General features: G+C 57.2%; 17 protein-coding genes and 1 pseudogene. 12 read left to right on the top strand and 6 right to left on the bottom strand.

Translation table 11 applies throughout. The annotated features are described in order from the left end of the window. Positions 1–40: 40 nt before the first annotated feature. Together ACOTZB_RS01225 and ACOTZB_RS01220 are read left to right on the top strand one after the other, a co-directional pair. Complete coding sequence (locus tag ACOTZB_RS01225) at positions 41–229, top strand: hypothetical protein (protein ID WP_193806939.1); 189 nt, start codon at positions 41–43, stop codon at positions 227–229. Next, positions 229–552 carry a CcdB family protein gene (locus tag ACOTZB_RS01220; RefSeq protein ID WP_193806937.1) on the top strand — a complete coding sequence of 108 codons (324 nt, stop codon included), beginning with the start codon at positions 229–231 and terminating at the stop codon, positions 550–552. Before ACOTZB_RS01225 ends, ACOTZB_RS01220 begins: the two co-directional genes overlap by 1 nt. Before the next feature lie 71 nt (positions 553–623). Here the strand turns inward: ACOTZB_RS01220 and fdnI are convergent, their stop codons facing one another. From fdnI to fdnG, 3 genes are read right to left on the bottom strand one after another with little or no spacing between them, the layout of a single operon-like run. Beyond that, complete coding sequence (fdnI, locus tag ACOTZB_RS01215; protein ID WP_421626279.1) at positions 624–1280, bottom strand: formate dehydrogenase-N subunit gamma; 657 nt, start codon at positions 1278–1280, stop codon at positions 624–626. Continuing rightward, positions 1273–2157, bottom strand: coding sequence for a formate dehydrogenase subunit beta (fdxH, locus tag ACOTZB_RS01210; protein WP_126786926.1), 885 nt, complete (start codon positions 2155–2157; stop codon positions 1273–1275). Before fdxH ends, fdnI begins: the two co-directional genes overlap by 8 nt. Positions 2158–2168: 11 nt before the next feature. Continuing rightward, positions 2169–5216 (bottom strand): formate dehydrogenase-N subunit alpha, encoded by a 3048-nt coding sequence (fdnG, locus tag ACOTZB_RS01205; protein ID WP_421626602.1) that lies wholly within the window; start codon positions 5214–5216, stop codon positions 2169–2171. A gap of 221 nt (positions 5217–5437) precedes the next feature. On the opposite strand from fdnG, the gene yddG reads away from it, so the two are divergent. Together yddG and ACOTZB_RS01195 are read left to right on the top strand one after the other, a co-directional pair. After that, positions 5438–6316: an aromatic amino acid DMT transporter YddG gene (gene yddG, locus ACOTZB_RS01200; protein WP_421626278.1), complete on the top strand. Its 879-nt coding sequence runs from the start codon at positions 5438–5440 to the stop codon at positions 6314–6316. Positions 6317–6945: 629 nt separating this feature from the next. After that, the gene (locus tag ACOTZB_RS01195; RefSeq protein ID WP_421626277.1) at positions 6946–8055 is read left to right on the top strand and encodes a porin OmpC; all 1110 of its coding nucleotides are present in this window, start codon (positions 6946–6948) and stop codon (positions 8053–8055) included. A gap of 55 nt (positions 8056–8110) precedes the next feature. Here the strand turns inward: ACOTZB_RS01195 and ACOTZB_RS01190 are convergent, their stop codons facing one another. Beyond that, a complete protein-coding gene (locus ACOTZB_RS01190; RefSeq protein ID WP_421626276.1) occupies positions 8111–9055 on the bottom strand; it encodes a LysR substrate-binding domain-containing protein in 945 nt (314 codons plus the stop codon). A gap of 169 nt (positions 9056–9224) precedes the next feature. Between ACOTZB_RS01190 and ACOTZB_RS01185 the strand changes: the two genes are divergently transcribed. From ACOTZB_RS01185 to ACOTZB_RS01155, 7 genes are read left to right on the top strand one after another with little or no spacing between them, the layout of a single operon-like run. Beyond that, positions 9225–10175 carry a branched-chain amino acid ABC transporter permease gene (locus ACOTZB_RS01185; protein ID WP_421626275.1) on the top strand — a complete coding sequence of 317 codons (951 nt, stop codon included), beginning with the start codon at positions 9225–9227 and terminating at the stop codon, positions 10173–10175. An 8-nt stretch (positions 10176–10183) separates the two neighbouring features. Beyond that, a complete protein-coding gene (locus ACOTZB_RS01180; protein ID WP_421626274.1) occupies positions 10184–11290 on the top strand; it encodes a branched-chain amino acid ABC transporter permease in 1107 nt (368 codons plus the stop codon). Then, the gene (locus tag ACOTZB_RS01175) at positions 11287–12054 is read left to right on the top strand and encodes an ABC transporter ATP-binding protein (protein ID WP_421626273.1); all 768 of its coding nucleotides are present in this window, start codon (positions 11287–11289) and stop codon (positions 12052–12054) included. The genes ACOTZB_RS01180 and ACOTZB_RS01175 overlap by 4 nt, the downstream gene beginning before the upstream one ends. Next, positions 12047–12766, top strand: coding sequence for an ABC transporter ATP-binding protein (locus ACOTZB_RS01170; RefSeq protein ID WP_421626272.1), 720 nt, complete (start codon positions 12047–12049; stop codon positions 12764–12766). Before ACOTZB_RS01175 ends, ACOTZB_RS01170 begins: the two co-directional genes overlap by 8 nt. A gap of 28 nt (positions 12767–12794) precedes the next feature. Beyond that, positions 12795–13952: a branched-chain amino acid ABC transporter substrate-binding protein gene (locus ACOTZB_RS01165; protein WP_368526076.1), complete on the top strand. Its 1158-nt coding sequence runs from the start codon at positions 12795–12797 to the stop codon at positions 13950–13952. Positions 13953–13970: 18 nt separating this feature from the next. After that, entirely contained in the window at positions 13971–14453 is a 483-nt protein-coding gene (locus ACOTZB_RS01160) for an L-2-amino-thiazoline-4-carboxylic acid hydrolase (RefSeq protein WP_047651009.1), read from the top strand. Next, positions 14450–15676, top strand: coding sequence for a Zn-dependent hydrolase (locus tag ACOTZB_RS01155; protein WP_421626271.1), 1227 nt, complete (start codon positions 14450–14452; stop codon positions 15674–15676). Before ACOTZB_RS01160 ends, ACOTZB_RS01155 begins: the two co-directional genes overlap by 4 nt. A 62-nt stretch (positions 15677–15738) precedes the next feature. Here the strand turns inward: ACOTZB_RS01155 and ACOTZB_RS01150 are convergent. Beyond that, positions 15739–15986, bottom strand: a pseudogene (locus ACOTZB_RS01150) (KUP/HAK/KT family potassium transporter); the annotation flags it as partial. A 64-nt stretch (positions 15987–16050) separates the two neighbouring features. Beyond that, the gene (locus tag ACOTZB_RS01145) at positions 16051–17538 is read right to left on the bottom strand and encodes an MFS transporter (protein ID WP_126328602.1); all 1488 of its coding nucleotides are present in this window, start codon (positions 17536–17538) and stop codon (positions 16051–16053) included. Positions 17539–17654: 116 nt separating this feature from the next. Here ACOTZB_RS01145 and ACOTZB_RS01140 point away from each other — a divergent pair, with 116 nt between their 5' ends. Further along, on the top strand, positions 17655–18248 hold the full coding sequence (locus ACOTZB_RS01140; RefSeq protein ID WP_421626270.1) for a TetR family transcriptional regulator: 594 nt from the start codon (positions 17655–17657) through the stop codon (positions 18246–18248). Positions 18249–18270 lie beyond the last annotated feature (22 nt).

Here is an 18270-nt window from a genome sequence, read left to right as displayed (position 1 = left end):
GCTGCGGTTAATAATGACCGCACCAACAAAGGAGATACTGATGACATACCCAGCAGAGCACACCCCCTCCCAACGCGTAAAATCGGCAAAACCGTCGAGCAACACCGCACCAGACTCCGCTGACCCGCGTCAGCAATCAGAAGCGGATCGTTCATTTATTCGCTCAATGAATGAGTTTGTCGAAAAACATGGAACCATTACCGATGATGAGTTTTTCAGGGTGCTTTAATGCTGAGACAATTTAATGTTTACCGAAATACATCTGCGGCCACCCGGGATAAGCTTCCCTACTATATGCTCATTCAGGATGATTGTTATGATGATCTTGCCACGCGCGTCATTGTGCCGCTCGCGAGAAATAATAAATTACCGTTATGGCAGAGCCATCTGGCTCCAGGCGTAAATATCGATTTTGAAACATTTCTGATTTATTCGCCAATGATAACCAACCTTAACAATAAAAAAATAAATCCTAAAGACTTTGTTTGTAACTTACGCAACGCACGTCATGACGTTATAGCGGCAGTTGATCGTTTATTGACTAACACATGACGCCAGTCGGTCAGGCATTTGCCCTGTCTGCACAAGCGCAGCGCCGCCGGGCAAAGCCGACGGCGCAGGTCTTACTTCATTCCTTCCGTGGTTTCCCGTTTCGCTTCCAGTCGCTCCACATCACGATACCAGCGCGGGTGATGTTTCTGCGCCCAGCGGCGGCTCACCTTCCCTTCAATCATCCCTTTAATCGATCCCTTTACCCAGAACGCCATATACATATGGATCAGGATAGCGTGGATCAGAATGATGGCAGACGTGGCGTGGATCAGCAGCGCGTAGCGAATCACCTGAATCGGAAAGTAGTGCGCAAAATACGGACGCCAGATAATCACACCGGTCACCAGCAGCACAAAAATCATGCTCATGATGGTCCAGAACATCATCTTCTGCCCGGCGTTGTATTTCCCCACCTTCGCAACCTTATGCTCGTTGCCCTTCAGGACTTCGAAGATCCCTTTCACCCACGGGATATCCTGCTTGTCCGGGATGTTGTGGTGGACAAAGCGCACGAACATAAACATCAGCACCACGAAAATCAGCACGCCGAAGAACGGATGCAAAATGCGCCCCATCTGCGGCGTACCGAAGGTCTCGGTCAGCCACTGCAGCGTCGGGAAGAAGAACGAAATCCCCGACACCGCCACCAGGAAGAAGCAGATCACAACCGTCCAGTGACAGGCGCGGTCAACAAACTTCGTGCGCACGATCGTTTTCGACTTACTCATGATGCTCCTCCTCGTCCTCATCCACCTCTTTGTTTGGCCCGATCCCGATGTAGTGATAGATCAGCCCGGCAAAGGTGGCGATAAAGCCCGCCGCCGAGAGCGGCTTAAGCGCTCCTTTCCAGAGGTTGATGGAGGTATCGATCGCCGGATCCTTCGGCAGGTTGTGGTACAGCTCCGGCTGGTCGTTATGGTGCAGCACATACATCACGTGCGTACCGCCCACGCCCTGCGGGTTATAAATGCCCGCATTCTCATAGCCGCGCGCTTTCAGCTTGTCCACTCGCGCCTGCGCCACGTCGAGCATCTCTTTTTTGGTGCCGAAGTGGATTGCTCCGGTCGGACAGGTTTTCACACACGCGGGCTCCTGCCCGACGCTGACGCGATCCACGCACAGGGTGCATTTGTATACCCGGTTATCCTCTTTATTGAGGCGGGGGATATTAAACGGACAGCCCGCGATACAGTACCCGCAGCCGATGCAGTTGTCCTGCTGGAAGTCGACGATCCCGTTGGCGTACTGAATAATTGCGCCGGCAGACGGGCACGCCTTCAGGCAGCCCGGATCTTCACAGTGCATGCAGCCGTCTTTGCGGATGAGCCACTCCAGCCTGCCGTTCTGCTCGGTTTCGCTAAAGCGCATCACCGTCCAGGATTTGGCGCTCAGGTCAGCCGGATTATCGTAGACCCCCACGCAGTGCCCCACCTCGTCGCGGATATCGTTCCACTCCGAGCACGCCACCTGGCAGGCCTTACAGCCCACGCAGGAGGAGACGTCGATAAGCTTAGCGACCTCTGCCTTGTAGTCCCGCGCGCGGGGCGCGGGCGTTATCGGGTTGGTCGCGGAGCGTTTGATAACGTCTTGTGTTTCCATCGCCATTGAATCGCTCCTTACGCTTTCTCGATGTTGACCAGAAACGCCTTGTACTCCGGCGTTTGCGAGTTGGAATCGCCGACGTTTGGCGTCAGGGTGTTGGCGATGTAGCCTCTCTGCGCCACGCCCTCAAAGCCCCAGTGCAGCGGGATCCCGACGGTTTCCACCTGCTGGCCGTGCACGTTCAGCGACTGCAGGCGGCGGGTGACCACAGCCACCGCGCGAATAAAGCCACGCTTGCTGCTCACCTTCACGCGGTCGCCGTTGGCGATGCCTTTCGCCTTCGCCAGCGTTTCGCTGATCTCCACAAACTGTTCCGGCTGCGCGATAGCGTTAAGCCGCGCGTGCTTGGTCCAGGTATGGAAATGCTCGGTCAGGCGATAGGTCGTCCCTACGTACGGGAACTTGTCCTTTTTACCTAAGCGCAGGACGTCATCTTCGTAGATACGCACCACCGGGCTGGAGACCACGTTCGGATGCAGCGGGTTGGTGCCGAGCGGCGTTTCCATCGGCTCGTAGTGTTCCGGGAACGGCCCTTCCGCCAGCTTGTTGAGGGCAAACAGGCGTCCCAGCCCTTCCGGCTGCATGATGAACGGCCCGGTGTTGCTGCCCGGCGCGGCGGTGTTGTAGTCCGGGATATCGTTCCCCGCCCACTTCGCCCCGTTCCACTGGATCAGCATACGTTTCGGATCCCACGGCCTGCCGTTTACGTCTGCAGACGCGCGGTTGTACAGCACGCGACGGTTCAGCGGCCACGCCCATGCCCAGCCCAGCGTATTGCCCAGCCCGGACGGGTCGGCGTTGTCGCGGTTGGCCATCTGGTTGCCCTGCTCCGTCCAGCTGCCGGTGTAGATCCAGCACGACGACGCCGTCGTGCCGTCGTCACGCAGCAGCGCGAAGCTGTTCAGCAGCTGGCCTTTCTGCGCCACCAGGTTGCCGTTAGCGTCATAGAGATCCGCCAGCGCCACGCCGTTGTTCTCCTTCGCGACCTCTTCAGACTCAGGACGATCGGGCTGCTTGTAGTGCCAGCCCATCTTCAGCAGCGGCTCCGCGCCTTTACCGCCTTCGGTGCGGTACATTTCGCGCAGGCGATGGTAAATCCCGGCCAGGATCTCGCCGTCGTTGCGCGCTTCGCCCGGCGCATCCTGGCCTTTCCAGTGCCACTGCAGCCAGCGGCCGGAGTTGGCAATAGAGCCGTCCTCTTCCGCAAAGCAGGTGGACGGCAGGCGGAAGACTTCGGTCTGAATCGACGCCGGATCGACATCGTTCGATTCCCCGTGGTTCTGCCAGAAGGTGGACGTTTCGGTCACCAGCGGATCGATAACCACCATGTACTTCAGCTTGCTCAGGCTGCGAACGACTTTGTTTTTGTCCGGGAAGGAGGCCACCGGGTTAAAGCCCTGGCAGATATACCCCGTGACGTCGCCCTTATCCATCATGTTGAAATACTTGATGACGTCGTACGCCTGGTCCCACTTCGGCAGCCACTCAAAGCCCCAGTCGTTCTCCTTCTGTGCCGCATCGCCGTAGAAGGATTTCATCAGGCTGACGTAGAACTTGGGATAGTTGCTCCAGTAGTTCACCTGATCCGGCAGCGTCGCTCTTGGCGTATTGGCCTCAAGATATGTTTGCAGATCGGCCTGCTTTTCCGACGGCAGCGTCAGGTAGCCCGGCAGGCTGGTCGACAGCAGGCCAAGGTCGGTCAGCCCCTGAATGTTGGAGTGACCGCGCAGCGCGTTTACGCCGCCACCGGCCATGCCCATATTGCCGAGCAGCAGCTGGATCATCGCCATGGTGCGGATGTTCTGCGCACCCACGGTGTGCTGCGTCCAGCCAAGCGCATACAGGAACGTGGTGGTTCTGTCAGCGGCGCTGGTGGAGGCCAGTACCTCACACACCTTCAGGAAGTCCGCTTTCGGCGTGCCGCAGATGTTTTCCACCACGTCCGGCGTATAGCGGGAGACGTGCTGCTTCAGCAGGTTCCACACGCAGCGCGGGTGCGTCAGGGTTTCATCACGCAGCGCATAGCCGTTTTCATCGAACTGATAGTTCCAGGACGTTTTATCGTACTGGCGTTTTTCGGCGTCATAGCCGCTAAACAGGCCGTCATCGAAGGCAAAATCATCCCGCACCAGCAGGTTCGCGTTGGTGTAGTGCTTAACGTATTCCGCGTTAATTTTGTTGTTTTCGATCAGGTACAGCAGCACGCCGGACAGGAACGTAATGTCCGTGCCGGAGCGGATTGGCGCATAGATATCCGCCACCGATGCCGTACGCGTAAAGCGCGGATCGACGACGATAAGCGTCGCATCGTTGTTGTTTTTCGCTTCCATCGCCCAGCGGAATCCCACCGGATGGGCCTCCGCGGCGTTACCGCCCATCACCACCACGACGTTCGCGTTTTTGATATCAACCCAGTGGTTGGTCATCGCACCGCGACCAAATGTTGGAGCAAGACTTGCTACCGTTGGTCCGTGTCAGACGCGTGCCTGGTTGTCTACCGCCAGCATGCCGAGAGAGCGCACAAATTTTTGCGTCAGCATGCCGGTTTCATTACTTGCCGCGGACGCACATAGCATCCCGGTGGAGAGCCAGCGGTTGACCGTTACGCCCTGCGCGTTCTTTTCTATAAAGTTGGCGTCGCGGTCGGCTTTCATTAATTTGGCAATACGGGAGAAGGCCTCGTCCCAGGAGATACGCTGCCATTTATCTGAACCCGGCGCGCGGTATTCCGGGTAGCGCAGGCGGTTTTCGCTGTGAACGTAGTCCAGCAGCCCCGCCCCTTTCGGACAAAGCGCCCCGCGGCTCACCGGATGATCCGGGTCCCCTTCAATATGGTAAATCGCTTCTCTGGCGTTCTTCGCGCCATCGCCCAGGCTATACATTAAAAGCCCACAACCTACGGAGCAGTATGTGCAGGTGTTACGGATCTCTTTTGCGCGCAGCAGCTTATAGTTGCGTGCCTGAGCCAGCGCCATTTTGGGAGCAAATCCCAGCATGGCTGCCGTTGTTCCGGCCATACCGCCCGCGCAGATTTTAAAAAATTGTCTGCGGCTGACGTCCATTGTTGTCCTCGTTTTCATATAAGACTTCGCGCCGCAAACTAACAGCAACGCCCCTGTTTTTTTTGCGTCAAATCAAGGTCATTTGCCTTCCCCCCCTTAATAGTCACCCCCGGAACATTTAAATACCTCTTTTTGATTAACGGTTTAAGAGAATAATTGGCGACAGCGTCAGGATGAATGCGATACATTTTTGCTCTGATTTTTATTGCAATGGCGAAGTAATGGACAGAAAGAGAGCAACGCTTATTGGGCTGGCGGCAATACTGTTATGGAGCACCATGGTCGGCCTTATTCGCAGCGTGAGTGAGGGACTGGGTCCGGTAGGCGGTGCGGCGATGATCTATTCGCTGAGCGGATTACTATGTCTGGTGACGGTAGGATTTCCTGATATCAGGCGGTTTTCACCCCGCTATCTTATTGCCGGCAGCGTTTTATTTGTCAGCTACGAAATATGCCTGGCGCTGTCGCTGGGCTATGCCGCAACGCGATCGCAGGCGATTGAAGTGGGCATGGTCAATTACCTTTGGCCAAGCCTGACCATTGTGTTTGCGATCTTGTTCAACAGACAAAAATCGAGCCTGTGGGTGATCCCCGGCTTAGCTGTCTCATTGCTGGGCGTGTGCTGGGTATTGGGCGGTGAACAGGGTTTACATCTTGATGAAATAACCCGCAATATCGTTTCCAGCCCGCTAAGCTACGCGCTGGCGTTTGCCGGAGCATTTATCTGGGCCGCGTACTGCACGGTCACCAGCAAATTTGCGAAAGGACAAAACGGCATTACGCTGTTTGTTTTGCTGACCGCGCTGAGCCTGTGGGTGAAATATGCCCTGAGCGATCAGCCCGAGATGGTGTTCACGCTCCCGGTGGTCGTGAAGCTCGTCATGTGCGGTATCGCGCTTGGGTTTGGATACGCCGCATGGAATATTGGCATTCTTCACGGTAACGTCACGGTACTCGCTGCCGTATCCTATTTTACCCCTGTCCTCTCCGCCGCGCTTGCCGCCGCAGTGCTGAGTTCGCCCCTCTCATTCTCGTTCTGGCAAGGCGCGCTGATGGTCTGCGCCGGGTCGTTGCTCTGCTGGTACGCAACAAGAAAATAATGCTTCTCCAACGGCCGGGCGAATTTCAGCCCGGCAACATAATTAACATAAATTTAAAGTGTGATCGCTCCTCAGAATATTTATCATAATTATCGTATTTCCGTTTAAATTCGGTTTATATTTGGTGTCTTCTGTAAACGGTCGAAAAGATAATTGACACAAACTGACAATGTTGTGAAATTAATCAACCGCGAATATTAACGCCATGGATAGCATTGAGTGCAATAATTCATTTGTGACGTGTTCATGGTAACATTCGCAATATACGTCGTAATTTACCCCTAACCTACTGTTATTAAGTCAAAACAGTAATAACAACCCCCTCAAAGCATCGACAATACCGAAATCTAACGCAATAGATTAAAACACGCAGAAATTATAGCGATAGCAATAGTCCCGCAGAATACGTAATTATTAATCGTATGAAATTCGATCGCATTGTTTGAATAATCGCCTTTTTGCACGATCGAGATCACACTAATTGAAATTATCTCTAATATTTTGAAACTTATTATTGAAATAAGACTACGAGATTTTTAAAAATAGCATGCCATTGACGAGCAGCCTCGTTTAGAAATCGTTCACAGTGGTTCAGGAAATACTCAAAAAAATTATAAGGAACATTTAAGATGAAACTTAAATTAGTTGCAGTGGCAGTCACTTCCATACTGGCAGCAGGCGTTGTTAACGCTGCCGAAATTTACAACAAAGACGGTAACAAGCTGGATCTGTACGGTAAAGTAACAGGTCTGCACTATTTCTCTGATGACGCTGGCGCAGATGGCGATAAAACCTACATGCGTATCGGCTTCAAGGGCGAAACCCAGGTTAACGACCAGCTGTCCGGCTACGGCCAGTGGGAATACCAGATTCAGGGTAACAAAGACGAAGGCGACAACCAGTCCTGGACCCGTGTGGCGTTTGCCGGTCTGAAGTTTGCTGAAGCAGGCTCCTTTGATTACGGTCGTAACTACGGCGTAATTTACGACGTGACCTCCTGGACCGACGTTCTGCCAGAATTCGGCGGCGACACCTACGGTGCCGACAACTTCCTGCAGTCTCGTGCAAACGGCGTTGCGACCTACCGTAACCAGGACTTCTTTGGTCTGGTTGACGGCCTGAACTTTGCTCTGCAATATCAGGGCAAAAACGGCAGCGTAAGCGGTGAAAACACCAGCGGTCGCAGCCTGCTGAACCAGAACGGCGACGGCTACGGCGCGTCCCTGACTTACGATCTGGGTGAAGGCTTCAGCGTGGGCGGCGCAATGTCCTCTTCACGTCGTACCGCTGACCAGAATGCGGCTGGCGTATACGGTGAAGGCGACCGCGCTGAAGTGTACAGCGGTGGCGTGAAATACGACGCGAACAACATTTACCTTGCTGCGCAGTATTCTCAGACCTATAACGCAACCCGCTTCGGTACCTCTAACAATAAACGTACCGACATTTACGGTTTTGCAAACAAGGCGCAAAACTTCGAAGTTGTGGCTCAGTATCAGTTCGACTTTGGCCTGCGTCCATCCATTGCTTACCTGCAGTCCAAAGGTAAAGACATCGAAAACTTCGGCGACCAGGATCTGGTTAAATACATCGATGTTGGCACGACCTACTATTTTAACAAAAACATGTCCACCTACGTGGATTACAAAATCAACCTGCTCGACGACAACCAGTTCACTCGCCAGGCAGGCATCGGTACCGACAACATCGTTGCGCTGGGTCTGACCTACCAGTTCTAAATCTTGTCTGTACAAAAGCCAGCTGAATAAGCTGGCTTTTTTTTATCCGTCGCTTTTACCCGGATGACGGCTCCCCGCTCGCCGCCCGACGCAGCCAGTTTTGCAGCAGCTTACCGTCCTCGGTCATCTCTGAATCCGAACGCACGCAGAGATAATAGTCGCGCCCGTCGTCAATGGGTAAGTCAAATATCTTCACCAGCTCGCCGCTCTCAAGATAAGGCGCGATCAGCGGCTCGCGCATCAGCGCACAGCCCAGCCCGGCCTGCACGCCCGCCAGCGTTAACAGCCCGTCTTCAAACAGAGGGCCGCTGCGCCGCAGAGCTCGTTTTACCCCCTGCAGCAGAAACCACTGCGGCCACGTGGTGCGCTCCTCATCATGCAGCAGCGGCATTTGCAGCAGTTGCTCAGGCGTGTCGATATGGCCATGAATACGCAAAAATGCGCGGCTGCACACCGGCACCATCTGTCCGGAAATCAGCTTTTCGCTCTGATAGCCCGCCCACTGGCCGTTACCAAAACGAATCGACATATCCGACGCATCGCTCAGATAGTTACGGTGGTTGGCATACACAACGTTGATCTCGGTCTGCGGATTGGCACGCATAAAATCAGGCAGACGCGGGATAAACCACCCCATGCCAAAAAGCGGGATCAGGCTGATGGTGACCTGACGCGTTTGCGCCTGCTCTGCCAGATGCTCCGTTGCCTGGCGCAGCACGTTAAACGCCGCACGGATCGAGCGGTAATATTCCCGTCCGTGCTGGCTCAGCACCAGTCTGCGCCCCTGACGCTCCGTCAGCGGCATTTGCAGATACCCTTCGAGCACCTTGAGCTGATGGCTGACCGCCGACGGTGAGATATCCAGCTCCTGCGCGGCAAGCGTGACGCTGCCCAGCCGGGCGATGGCCTCAAAGGCCCGGACGGCCCGAAGCGGCGGATCGTTTGCCAGACGGCTGTCTGCATACGCAGGCAAACCCACCGATTGTTCTGTTTTACTCATATGTTGATTTCTTTAGGCTTTTCACCTTAATACGAGATTACATTATATTTATATAAATCATAAAGATAAAGCAATAGCGGTTTATCATAAGAAATAATATATGTGTATTTTACAATTTAATTCATTTATCGGATGGTAGCCGCAGAAAAAGACTTTGCGGGAACAGACGTTGGATACACTCATACAACAACTGATCAACGGTGTGATGCTGGGCAGCATTTACGCGCTGATCGCGCTGGGCTATACCATGGTGTATGGCATCTTGCGCATTATTAACTTTGCTCACGGCGATATTCTGATGGTCGGTGCGCTCACCACCCTTTCCGCCATTAACGCCCTGAACACTACCTTTCCTCACATGCCGCTGCTGTTGCAGCTTGGCGTTGCCCTGATGATTGCCATGGCCGTTTGTGCCCTGCTGGCAATGGCCGTGGAGCGCTTTGCCTATCGTCGACTGCGCAACGCCCCGCGCCTGGCACCGCTTATTTCGGGTATCGGCGTCTCGGTCCTGCTGCAAACCGTGGCGATGATTATCTGGACGCGCAACCCGCTGATGTTCCCGCAGATCCTGCCCATGGAGCCGATCGCCGTGACGTCAGGAAGTGAACAGCATCCCCCCGCCATTGTGACCGTCACCGGCATTGTTACCGTGGCGCTGGCGCTTGCGGTGATGACGGGGCTATGGCTGCTGGTGGAATACACCCGCCTGGGCCGCGGCATGCGCGCCGTGGCGGAAAACCCGCGCGTGGCCACGCTGATGGGGGTTAACCCCAATGCCATTATTACCCTGACGTTCACCATTGGCGGCGTATTTGCCGCGCTGGCAGGCGTCATGATGGCCAGCAACTACGGCAACGCCAGCTTCTCGATGGGCTTTTTGCCCGGGATCAAAGCCTTTACCGCCGCCGTGCTGGGAGGCATTGGTAACATTCGTGGCGCAATGATTGGCGGGATCCTGCTCGGCATCATCGAAGCGCTGGGCGCAGGTTACCTGGGTGAACTGACCCACGGCGTTTTCGGCAGTAACTATCAGGACGTCTTTGCCTTCATGGTCCTGATTCTGGTGCTGGTCTTCCGTCCGGCAGGCCTGCTGGGCGAGCGCGTAGCGCACAGGGCGTGAGGGAAACAATGACAACGCTTCAACTACAAACCCCGGCGGCGACGGGCAAATTCTGGTCAGGCATGGTTCTGTTCTGCCTCGCGCTGCTGGTTGCCCCCGTGGTGGCCACGCAGCTTGGCGGCAACTACTGGGTGCGCGTTATCGACTTCGCCCTGCTCTACATCATGCTGGCGCTGGGGCTTAACATTGTGGTGGGCTATACCGGCCTGCTGGATATGGGGTTTATCGCCTTTTACGCGGTCGGCGCCTATCTCGCCGCACTGATGGCCTCGCCACACCTGCTGGAGGTTTTCCCGATCCTCAACGTCTGGTTCCCGGACGGGCTGCACATCTCATATCTGCTGATTATTCCGCTGGCAGCGCTCGTCGCTGCGGTCTGCGGCATTTTACTGGGTGCTCCCACGCTGAAGCTGCGCGGGGACTACCTGGCGATAGTGACCCTCGGCTTTGGCGAGATCATCCGCATCCTGATGCGCAACCTCGACCGTCCGGTGAACATCACCAACGGTGCAAAGGGCATTACCGGGGTGGATACGCTGAATCTGTTCGGCCTGAAGTTCAGCGGCGTATACCACTGGTTTGGTTTCAAAGTGCCCGCCCTGTGGCTGTGGTACTACCTGCTGATGCTGGTGATTGTGGCGATTATTTTTGTCTGCCTGCGCCTGCAGCATTCTCGTATTGGCCGCGCCTGGCACGCCATCCGTGAAGATGAGGATGTGGCCCGCGCGATGGGCATCAACGTGCGTAACTATAAGCTGCTGGCCTTTGCGATGGGTGCCTCTTTTGGCGGCGTGGCGGGTGCCCTGTTCGGCGCGTTTCAGGGCTTTGTCTCCCCGGAATCCTTCACGTTACAGGAATCCATTGCCGTGCTGGCGATGGTGGTGCTGGGCGGGATGGGACACATTCCGGGCGTGATCCTCGGCGCGATACTGCTCACCGCCCTGCCGGAACTGCTGCGCAGTCAGGCAGCTCCGGTTCAGCAGGCGCTGTTCGGTACGGTACTGATTGACCCGGAAGTGCTGCGTCAGCTGTTCTACGGTCTGGCGCTGGTGCTGGTCATGCTGGTGCGTCCTGCCGGGATCTGGCCGGTGCGCCACAAGGAGGTGAATACATGAGTCTGTTAACCGTACGCAACATGTCCAAACGCTTCGGCGGGCTTACCGCGGTGGATGACGTTTCGATCGCCGTGAACAAAGGCGAGATCTACGGCCTGATTGGTCCTAACGGGGCGGGAAAAACCACCTGTTTTAACCTGATCACCGGGCTTTATCCGGCGGACAGCGGTGAATTTTCCATTGCCGACAAGCCCTATTTCCCAAAGCACATTGAGAAAGTCACCGCCGCCGGGATCGCACGCACCTTCCAGAACGTGCGCCTCTTTAACGACATGTCGGTGCTGGAAAACGTGATGGTGGGCCGCCACGTGCGCACCCGTAACGGCCTGTGGGCCGCGCTGAGCCGTCACAAACGCGCTCGCGAAGAAGAGAAACAGACCCGGGAGCTGGCCTGGCACTGGCTGGAGTACGCCGGCATTGCGAAGTTCGCCCACTACCGCGCCTGCGATCTGGCGTATGGCCATCAGCGCCGTCTGGAGATTGCCCGCGCGCTGGCAACGGATCCGCTGCTGCTGGCGCTGGACGAACCCGCCGCCGGAATGAACGCAGCGGAAAAAGTGGCGCTCGGCGAGCTGCTTATCCGCCTGCGCGATGACGGCAAAACCCTGCTGATGATTGAACATGACGTCAAGCTGGTGATGGGCATCTGCGATCGCCTGACGGTGCTTGATTACGGCAAAACGCTCGCCAGCGGCACGCCGGAGAGCGTGCGTCGCGACCCGGCAGTGATCGCCGCCTGGCTTGGAGGCAACGCCCATGTCTGAATTACTGAAGGTTGAACGTGTGGACGTGCATTACGGCGGCATTCAGGCCGTACGCGATGTCTCTTTTACCCTGCACGAGGGCGAACAGGCTACGCTGATCGGCGCTAACGGCGCGGGGAAAAGCTCCACCGTGCGTGCCATTACCGGGCTGGAAAGCTTTAGCGGCCGTATTGAATTCAACGGTAAAGCGGTGCGTAAGCACAGGCCCGAAACCCTGCTCCGTGACGGCCTGGTGATGGTCCCGGAAGGCCGGGGGATCTTCTCCCGAATGACGGTGCTGGAAAACCTGCAGATGGGCGCCTGGCTCAGGCGTGACACTGTCACCATTAAGCGCGAGATGAACGAGATCTTCGAGCGCTTCCCGCGCCTGGGCGAACGCCAGCATCAGCTCGCCGGCCTGCTCTCCGGCGGTGAGCAACAGCTGCTGGCCCTTAACCGCGCCCTGCTCAGCCGCCCGCGCCTGCTGATCCTCGACGAACCCTCGATGGGCCTTGCCCCGAAGATGGTCGAGAACATTTTTGCCGTCATTGCCGGCCTGCGCGAGCGCGGCGTTGCCCTGCTGCTCATCGAACAAAACGCCCGTCTCGCGCTGGAAGTCACCGACAGCGCGTGGGTGATGGACAGCGGCAGCATTGTCCATCACGGCGAATCGAAAGCACTGCTCAATGACGACCAGATTGCACAGATTTATTTGGGCGAAATACCCGTTTAACAACACCAGCCAACATCAGGGAAATACAATGAAAACAGTAAAAATCAGTGCGCTCAGCGCCGCTATTCTGCTCAGCAGCGTTGCCTCTACCGGAGCCTGGGCCGCCGACGGTGAAACCGTGGTTATCGGTCTGGCAGGCCCGCTCACCGGCCCGTCTGCCCGTATCGGTAAGGATCTGGAGAACGGCGCGCAGCTGGCCATTGACGATATTAACAAGCAGCACCCGACCATCGGCGGCAAAGCGGTGACCTTCAAACTGCAGTCCGAAGACGATCAGTCCGACCCGCGCACCGCCGTGGCCGTGGCGCAGCGTCTGGTGGATAGCGGCGTGGCGGGCGTTGTCGGTCACTGGAACACCGGTACCAGCATTCCTGCCGCACGCGTCTATCACGATGCGGGCATCGCACAGGTGGCACCGGTCGCGACCGGTCACGCCTATACCAAACAGGGTTTTGATACCAGCTTCCGCGTGATGGGCCACGACGACGACGGCGGTCAGCTAGCCGGTCAGTACGCGGTTAATACGCTGAAAGCCAAACGCATTGCGGTGATCGACGACCGTACCGCCTTTGGTCAGGGACTGGCGGACCAGTTCATTAAATCCCTTGAAGCGCAGGGCGTGAAGGTTGTCGATCGTCAGTACGTTGATGACAAAACGGTGGACTTCAGCGCCGTGCTGACCGCCATCCGGAGTAAAAACGCCGATCTGATCTTCTTCGGCGGCGTCGACAGCCAGGCCGCACCGCTGGCGCGTCGTATCAAACAGCTGGGCATGAACGCCACCCTGATGGGCGCAGGCGGATTTGTCAGCCAGACGTTCCTGCAGCTGGCGCAGAAAGAAGGCGAAGGCGTGGTCGCCCTCGAACCAGGCCTGCCGGTTGACCAGATGCCGGGCGGTAAAGCGTTCGAGCAGGCCTATCAGTCCCGCTACCACACCCATATCGAACTGCACGCCCCGTTCGCCTATGACGCCACCCGCGTGCTGGTGGCGGCGATGGAAAAAGCAGACTCCGTTGAGCCGTCCGACTATCTGCCCGCCCTGCGCGCCATTAGCTACTCCGGCGTCACCGGCCAGATCGCGTTTGATAAAGAAGGTAACCTGAAATCGCCGTCCTTCACCGTTTACAAAGTTGTCGACGGCAAATGGCAGCCGCAGACCGTGCTGGGTGGCGCAAAAGCGAAGTAACGCAGCGAGGGCAATGTGATGAGTGATAATAACGAGCTGGGCATTCTCGCCCGCCGCAAAATTGAAGCAGAAATTATCAAGCCAATTTATGAAATCCTGGTGCGCGAGATAGGGAAAACCCGCGCCCAGGCGGTCATTGGCGAGGCCATTGAGCAGGCCGCGATTGACGCAGGCAAAGCGTTTGCCAGCAAAGAACCCAACGGCACGGACGTAAAGAGTTTCATCGCCCTGCAGTATCTGTGGGAGAAAGATAACGCCCTGGACGTGAAGGTGATCGACGCCGACGACCAGCAGTACAACTACAACGTGACCCGCTGCCGCTACGCGGAGATGTATCACGAAATGGGGCTGGGCGAGATTGGTCATCTGCTCTCCTGCGCGCGCGATGAAAAATTCATCGTTGGCTATGCGCCGGACGTGAAGCTGACCCGCACGACCACCATCATGCAGGGCGGCGCGTGCTGTGATTTTCGCTACCGCAGCAGTAAGGACAAGCCATGATCCGCGTCAACGCCGAACGGCTGTGGTCAACGCTTGAGATGATGGCGCAGATCGGCGGCACGCCCGCCGGTGGCGTGACCCGTCTGGCGCTGAGCGAGGAGGATCGTATTGCGCGTAACCTGCTGCGCGACTGGGCGCTGGACGCGGGTTTCACCTGCGACGTCGATAGCATGGGCAATATGTTTATCCGTCGCGCGGGGAAAAAACCGCAGCTTGCCCCGGTCATGACGGGTTCACATGTGGATACCCAGCCGCTGGGCGGTAACTACGACGGGGTTTACGGCGTGCTGGCCGGGCTGGAGCTGCTGCGAACCCTTAACGACCATAACGTTGAGACTGAACGTGATGTTGTGCTGGTGAACTGGACTAACGAAGAAGGCGCGCGCTTTGCGCCAGCCATGCTCTCTTCAGGGGTCTGGACGGGACAGTTTAGCGAAGCGTACGCCCATGCCCGCGCGGATAACGATGGCATCACCGTGGGCGAAGCGCTGGAGAGCATTGGCTACCGGGGTGAATCCCCTGCCCGCGCGTTTCCCGTTCACGCCTGCTACGAACTGCACATCGAACAGGGCCCGATCCTGGAAGATGAGGCCATCGATATCGGGTTAGTCCGCGCGGCAATGGGCCAGCGCTGGTTTACCCTGACGATGGACGGATTCGCCGCCCACGCGGGCACGACGCCGATGCACAGCCGCCGCGACGCGCTGACCGCCTTCGCAGAGCTGGCGCTGAAGGTGGAAGAGATTGGCTACCGGCATGCGCCGGACGGACGCGCGACGATCGGCATGGCGAAGGTTACGCCAAACTCGCGCAACGTCGTGCCGTCTCGCGTGGAATGCAGCGTTGAGTTTCGCCACCCTATGCAGCAGGCGCTGGAATCCATGGAAGCGGCGCTGCATAAGGTGGCTGAAAGCCTCAGACTGCGCGGCGTCGCTGCTGCCGTTGAGCGCATTTTTGACTACGCGCCCATTGCGTTTGATGTCGAATGCCTGGCGCGTTCGGAAAAGGCCGTGGCGGAACTGGGCTATTCGTCGAAACCGATGGTCTCCGGGGCGGGACACGACGCCTGCTATGTCAGCAAAATAGCGCCCGCCAGCATGATCTTTATCCCCTGCGTGAAAGGCATCAGCCATAACGAAGCGGAAAGGATCCTGCCAGAGTGGTCGGAGAAAGGGGCGAATGTGCTATTGCATAGCGTCCTGTCCGCGGCCCTGGAGAGATAGAACGGTGCGAAAGCAGAGGAGCTCTGCTTTCGCCAGAATCTACACGGCAACGCGTCGGCTGAGATGCCGTACGCAGGGTTGAGGGCCAGCAATACCGACGGGTGTTGAACGATCCCTCGCACGCCCAGCGCAGCAATCGCCAAAAACCACAGCGCCATGAGCGGGCCAAATATTTTCCCTATTCGCGCAGTGCCAAAAGGCTGAAGAAGAAACAGCGCCCGCCTTTGCCTTTCTCCACCAGAAGCGACATCAGGGTCATGATGCCCCCCTCGCCATGATTATCAATTCGTATGGCGAAGGCGGCATATTTTCCAGCAAGAGTCAGATAATCCTATGAAAAACATAGCCCATCTGCCCCAACCGCGCGCCCTGTATTACTGCGGCTTGACCTTCGCCAGGCTGAACCAGATCCCTACCGCCAGCAACAGCAGCATGCCGCCCGCGCTGCCCAGCGCCACGCTGTGCGAGGTGATAAACGCGCTTTTCGCGGCCTCAATCACCGGCTCTGCCAGCGTCGGGGTCAGATCCTGCGCCACCTTCATCGCCTCACCAATGGATGACGAGGCCTTATCGACGAGCGAGGCGTTCAGCCCCTGCGGCAGGTCAATTGACGCCGAGAAGCTGCGGGTCAACAGCAGACCAAAGATGGCGATCCCCAGCCCGGCGCCCAGTTCATAGGACATGGTTTCAATGGCCCCCGCAGCGGCGGCTTTCTCTTTCGGCGCAGCGGCCATAATCGCCGAGGTCGAGGCCAGCAGCGCGCTGGCGGCGCTGAAGCCGAGCAGAACCATCAGGGCAGAAGCCAGCAGCTGCTGCGTGCTGAAATCAAGCATCGACAGGCCGATAAAGCTAACGGCGCTGAGCCCCATTCCGCCAGCCGCGACGATGCGTAGCCCTAAACGCCCCACCAGCACACCCGCGATCGGGCCGCTAAACCCGCTCGCCACCATCAGCGGCAGCATGAACATTCCCGCTTCAAACGGCGTAAAGCCATGAACAAACTGCAGCTCCTGGGCCATCAGCAGCTCAAACCCGACCAGGGCAATCATGGCGGTCATCGCCATCACCACGCCGCTCAAAATGATGCGATGGCAGAACAGACGCATGTCTATCATCGGTACGCGAGCGCGAAGCTGGATACGCACGAAGATAAACAGCAGCACCGAGCCGGTCACCAGCGCGGAGGCGACCAGCCACGGTGACAGCGCGCCTTTTAACGCGGTTTTGGCGCTGTAGACCAGCAGCAAAACCGCCACAATCAGCATAACGGCATGGCTGATATTCAGCGGCTGCTCCGGGCGCCCCTGCTGAGGTGGCACAAAACGCGCGGCCAGCGAAACCACCACCAGCACAATCGGCACGTTGATTAAAAACACCGATCCCCAGTAAAAATGCTCGAGCAGCATACCGCCAATCAGCGGACCAAACGCCGCCCCACCGGAGCCCACCGCCGCCCAGACGCCGAGCGCAATATTCCGATCCCGCGCGTCGATAAACAGCGTGCGGATCCCAGCCAGCGTAGCCGGAATAATCATCGCCGCGCCGATTGCCAGCGAGGCGCGCGCCGCAATCAGCCACCCTGCTGACGGGGCAAACGCTGCCGCCAGCGACGACAGACCAAACAGCGTGCTGCCAATCATGAGCAGGCGTTTAAAACCAATGCGATCACCCAGGGCGCCCATCGGCAGCACCATCCCCGCCATCACCAGCGAGTAGATATCGATGATCCACAATAATTCGTTACCGCTGGCACCCAGCGTCATGCTCAATGTTGGCGCCGCCACGTGCAGCACCGTCGCGTCGATCGCCACCGGGATATACACCAGCACGATAATCACTAACGCTAACCACTGACGAAACATAAATTTCCTTTTCTTTCAAAACATGGACACATGTCCAGGATGCGATCCTACGTAAAGTTGAACGCATGTCCAGCTTTTTGTTACACTCGTTTCATTCCCATTGAGAGTGAGTAAAGATGCGATATCTGAGCAAGGATGAACGGCGGGAAGCCATCTTACAGGCCGCCATGCGCGTAGCGCTGACCGAAGGACTGGCGGCAATGACGGTACGCCGCGTTGCGGCTGAAGCCGGCGTCGCGACCGGACAGGTTCACCATCACTTTACCTCCGGCGGGGAGTTAAAATCGCTGGCCTTCGTACGGTTGATTCGCGAGCTGCTGGATGCCGATGTTGCGGGTAAACAGGCCGGCTGGCGGGAACAGCTCCATGCCATGCTCGGCAGCGATGACGGGAGGTTTGAGCCCTATATTCGCCTGTGGCGTGAAGCGCAGATCCTGGCCAGCCGTGATGCCGACATCAAAGGCGCGTATGTGATGACCATGGAGATGTGGCACCAGGAAACGGTGGCGCTGATCGGTGCGGGAACGGAGGCCGGAGCATTTCATCCGGGCGATCGGGCGGAGAATATTGCCTGGCGCTTGATTGGGCTGGTGTGCGGCCTTGACGGAATGTATATCTTAAACATGCCTGAAATGGACGAAGCCGCGTTTAACAACCATCTTGATACATTAATCACGCTCGAGTTGTTTTCTAGCCCGTCTCAGCAGTGATGTTGCCGGGTGGCGGCGACGC

Source organism: Enterobacter cloacae complex sp. SHL020 (assembly GCF_049236945.1).
GTDB classification, from domain to species: domain Bacteria; phylum Pseudomonadota; class Gammaproteobacteria; order Enterobacterales; family Enterobacteriaceae; genus Enterobacter; species Enterobacter dykesii.
Note: the sequence above shows the minus strand (reverse complement) of the source record. Positions and strands in the feature narration are given on the sequence as shown.

Bases quoted from the DNA above. Each gene is read 5' to 3' on its own strand.
- ACOTZB_RS01170 (WP_421626272.1), top strand. From the start codon at position 12,047: ATGTCTGAATTACTGAAGGTTGAACGTGTGGACGTGCATTACGGCGGC.
- ACOTZB_RS01190 (WP_421626276.1), bottom strand. From the start codon at position 9,055: ATGAGTAAAACAGAACAATCGGTGGGTTTGCCTGCGTATGCAGACAGC.
- fdxH (WP_126786926.1), bottom strand. From the start codon at position 2,157: ATGGCGATGGAAACACAAGACGTTATCAAACGCTCCGCGACCAACCCG.
- ACOTZB_RS01225 (WP_193806939.1), top strand. From the start codon at position 41: ATGACATACCCAGCAGAGCACACCCCCTCCCAACGCGTAAAATCGGCA.
- yddG (WP_421626278.1), top strand. From the start codon at position 5,438: ATGGACAGAAAGAGAGCAACGCTTATTGGGCTGGCGGCAATACTGTTA.
- ACOTZB_RS01220 (WP_193806937.1), top strand. From the start codon at position 229: ATGCTGAGACAATTTAATGTTTACCGAAATACATCTGCGGCCACCCGG.
- ACOTZB_RS01145 (WP_126328602.1), bottom strand. From the start codon at position 17,538: ATGTTTCGTCAGTGGTTAGCGTTAGTGATTATCGTGCTGGTGTATATC.
- ACOTZB_RS01175 (WP_421626273.1), top strand. From the start codon at position 11,287: ATGAGTCTGTTAACCGTACGCAACATGTCCAAACGCTTCGGCGGGCTT.
- ACOTZB_RS01180 (WP_421626274.1), top strand. From the start codon at position 10,184: ATGACAACGCTTCAACTACAAACCCCGGCGGCGACGGGCAAATTCTGG.
- ACOTZB_RS01165 (WP_368526076.1), top strand. From the start codon at position 12,795: ATGAAAACAGTAAAAATCAGTGCGCTCAGCGCCGCTATTCTGCTCAGC.
- ACOTZB_RS01160 (WP_047651009.1), top strand. From the start codon at position 13,971: ATGAGTGATAATAACGAGCTGGGCATTCTCGCCCGCCGCAAAATTGAA.
- ACOTZB_RS01155 (WP_421626271.1), top strand. From the start codon at position 14,450: ATGATCCGCGTCAACGCCGAACGGCTGTGGTCAACGCTTGAGATGATG.
- ACOTZB_RS01140 (WP_421626270.1), top strand. From the start codon at position 17,655: ATGCGATATCTGAGCAAGGATGAACGGCGGGAAGCCATCTTACAGGCC.
- ACOTZB_RS01195 (WP_421626277.1), top strand. From the start codon at position 6,946: ATGAAACTTAAATTAGTTGCAGTGGCAGTCACTTCCATACTGGCAGCA.
- fdnI (WP_421626279.1), bottom strand. From the start codon at position 1,280: ATGAGTAAGTCGAAAACGATCGTGCGCACGAAGTTTGTTGACCGCGCC.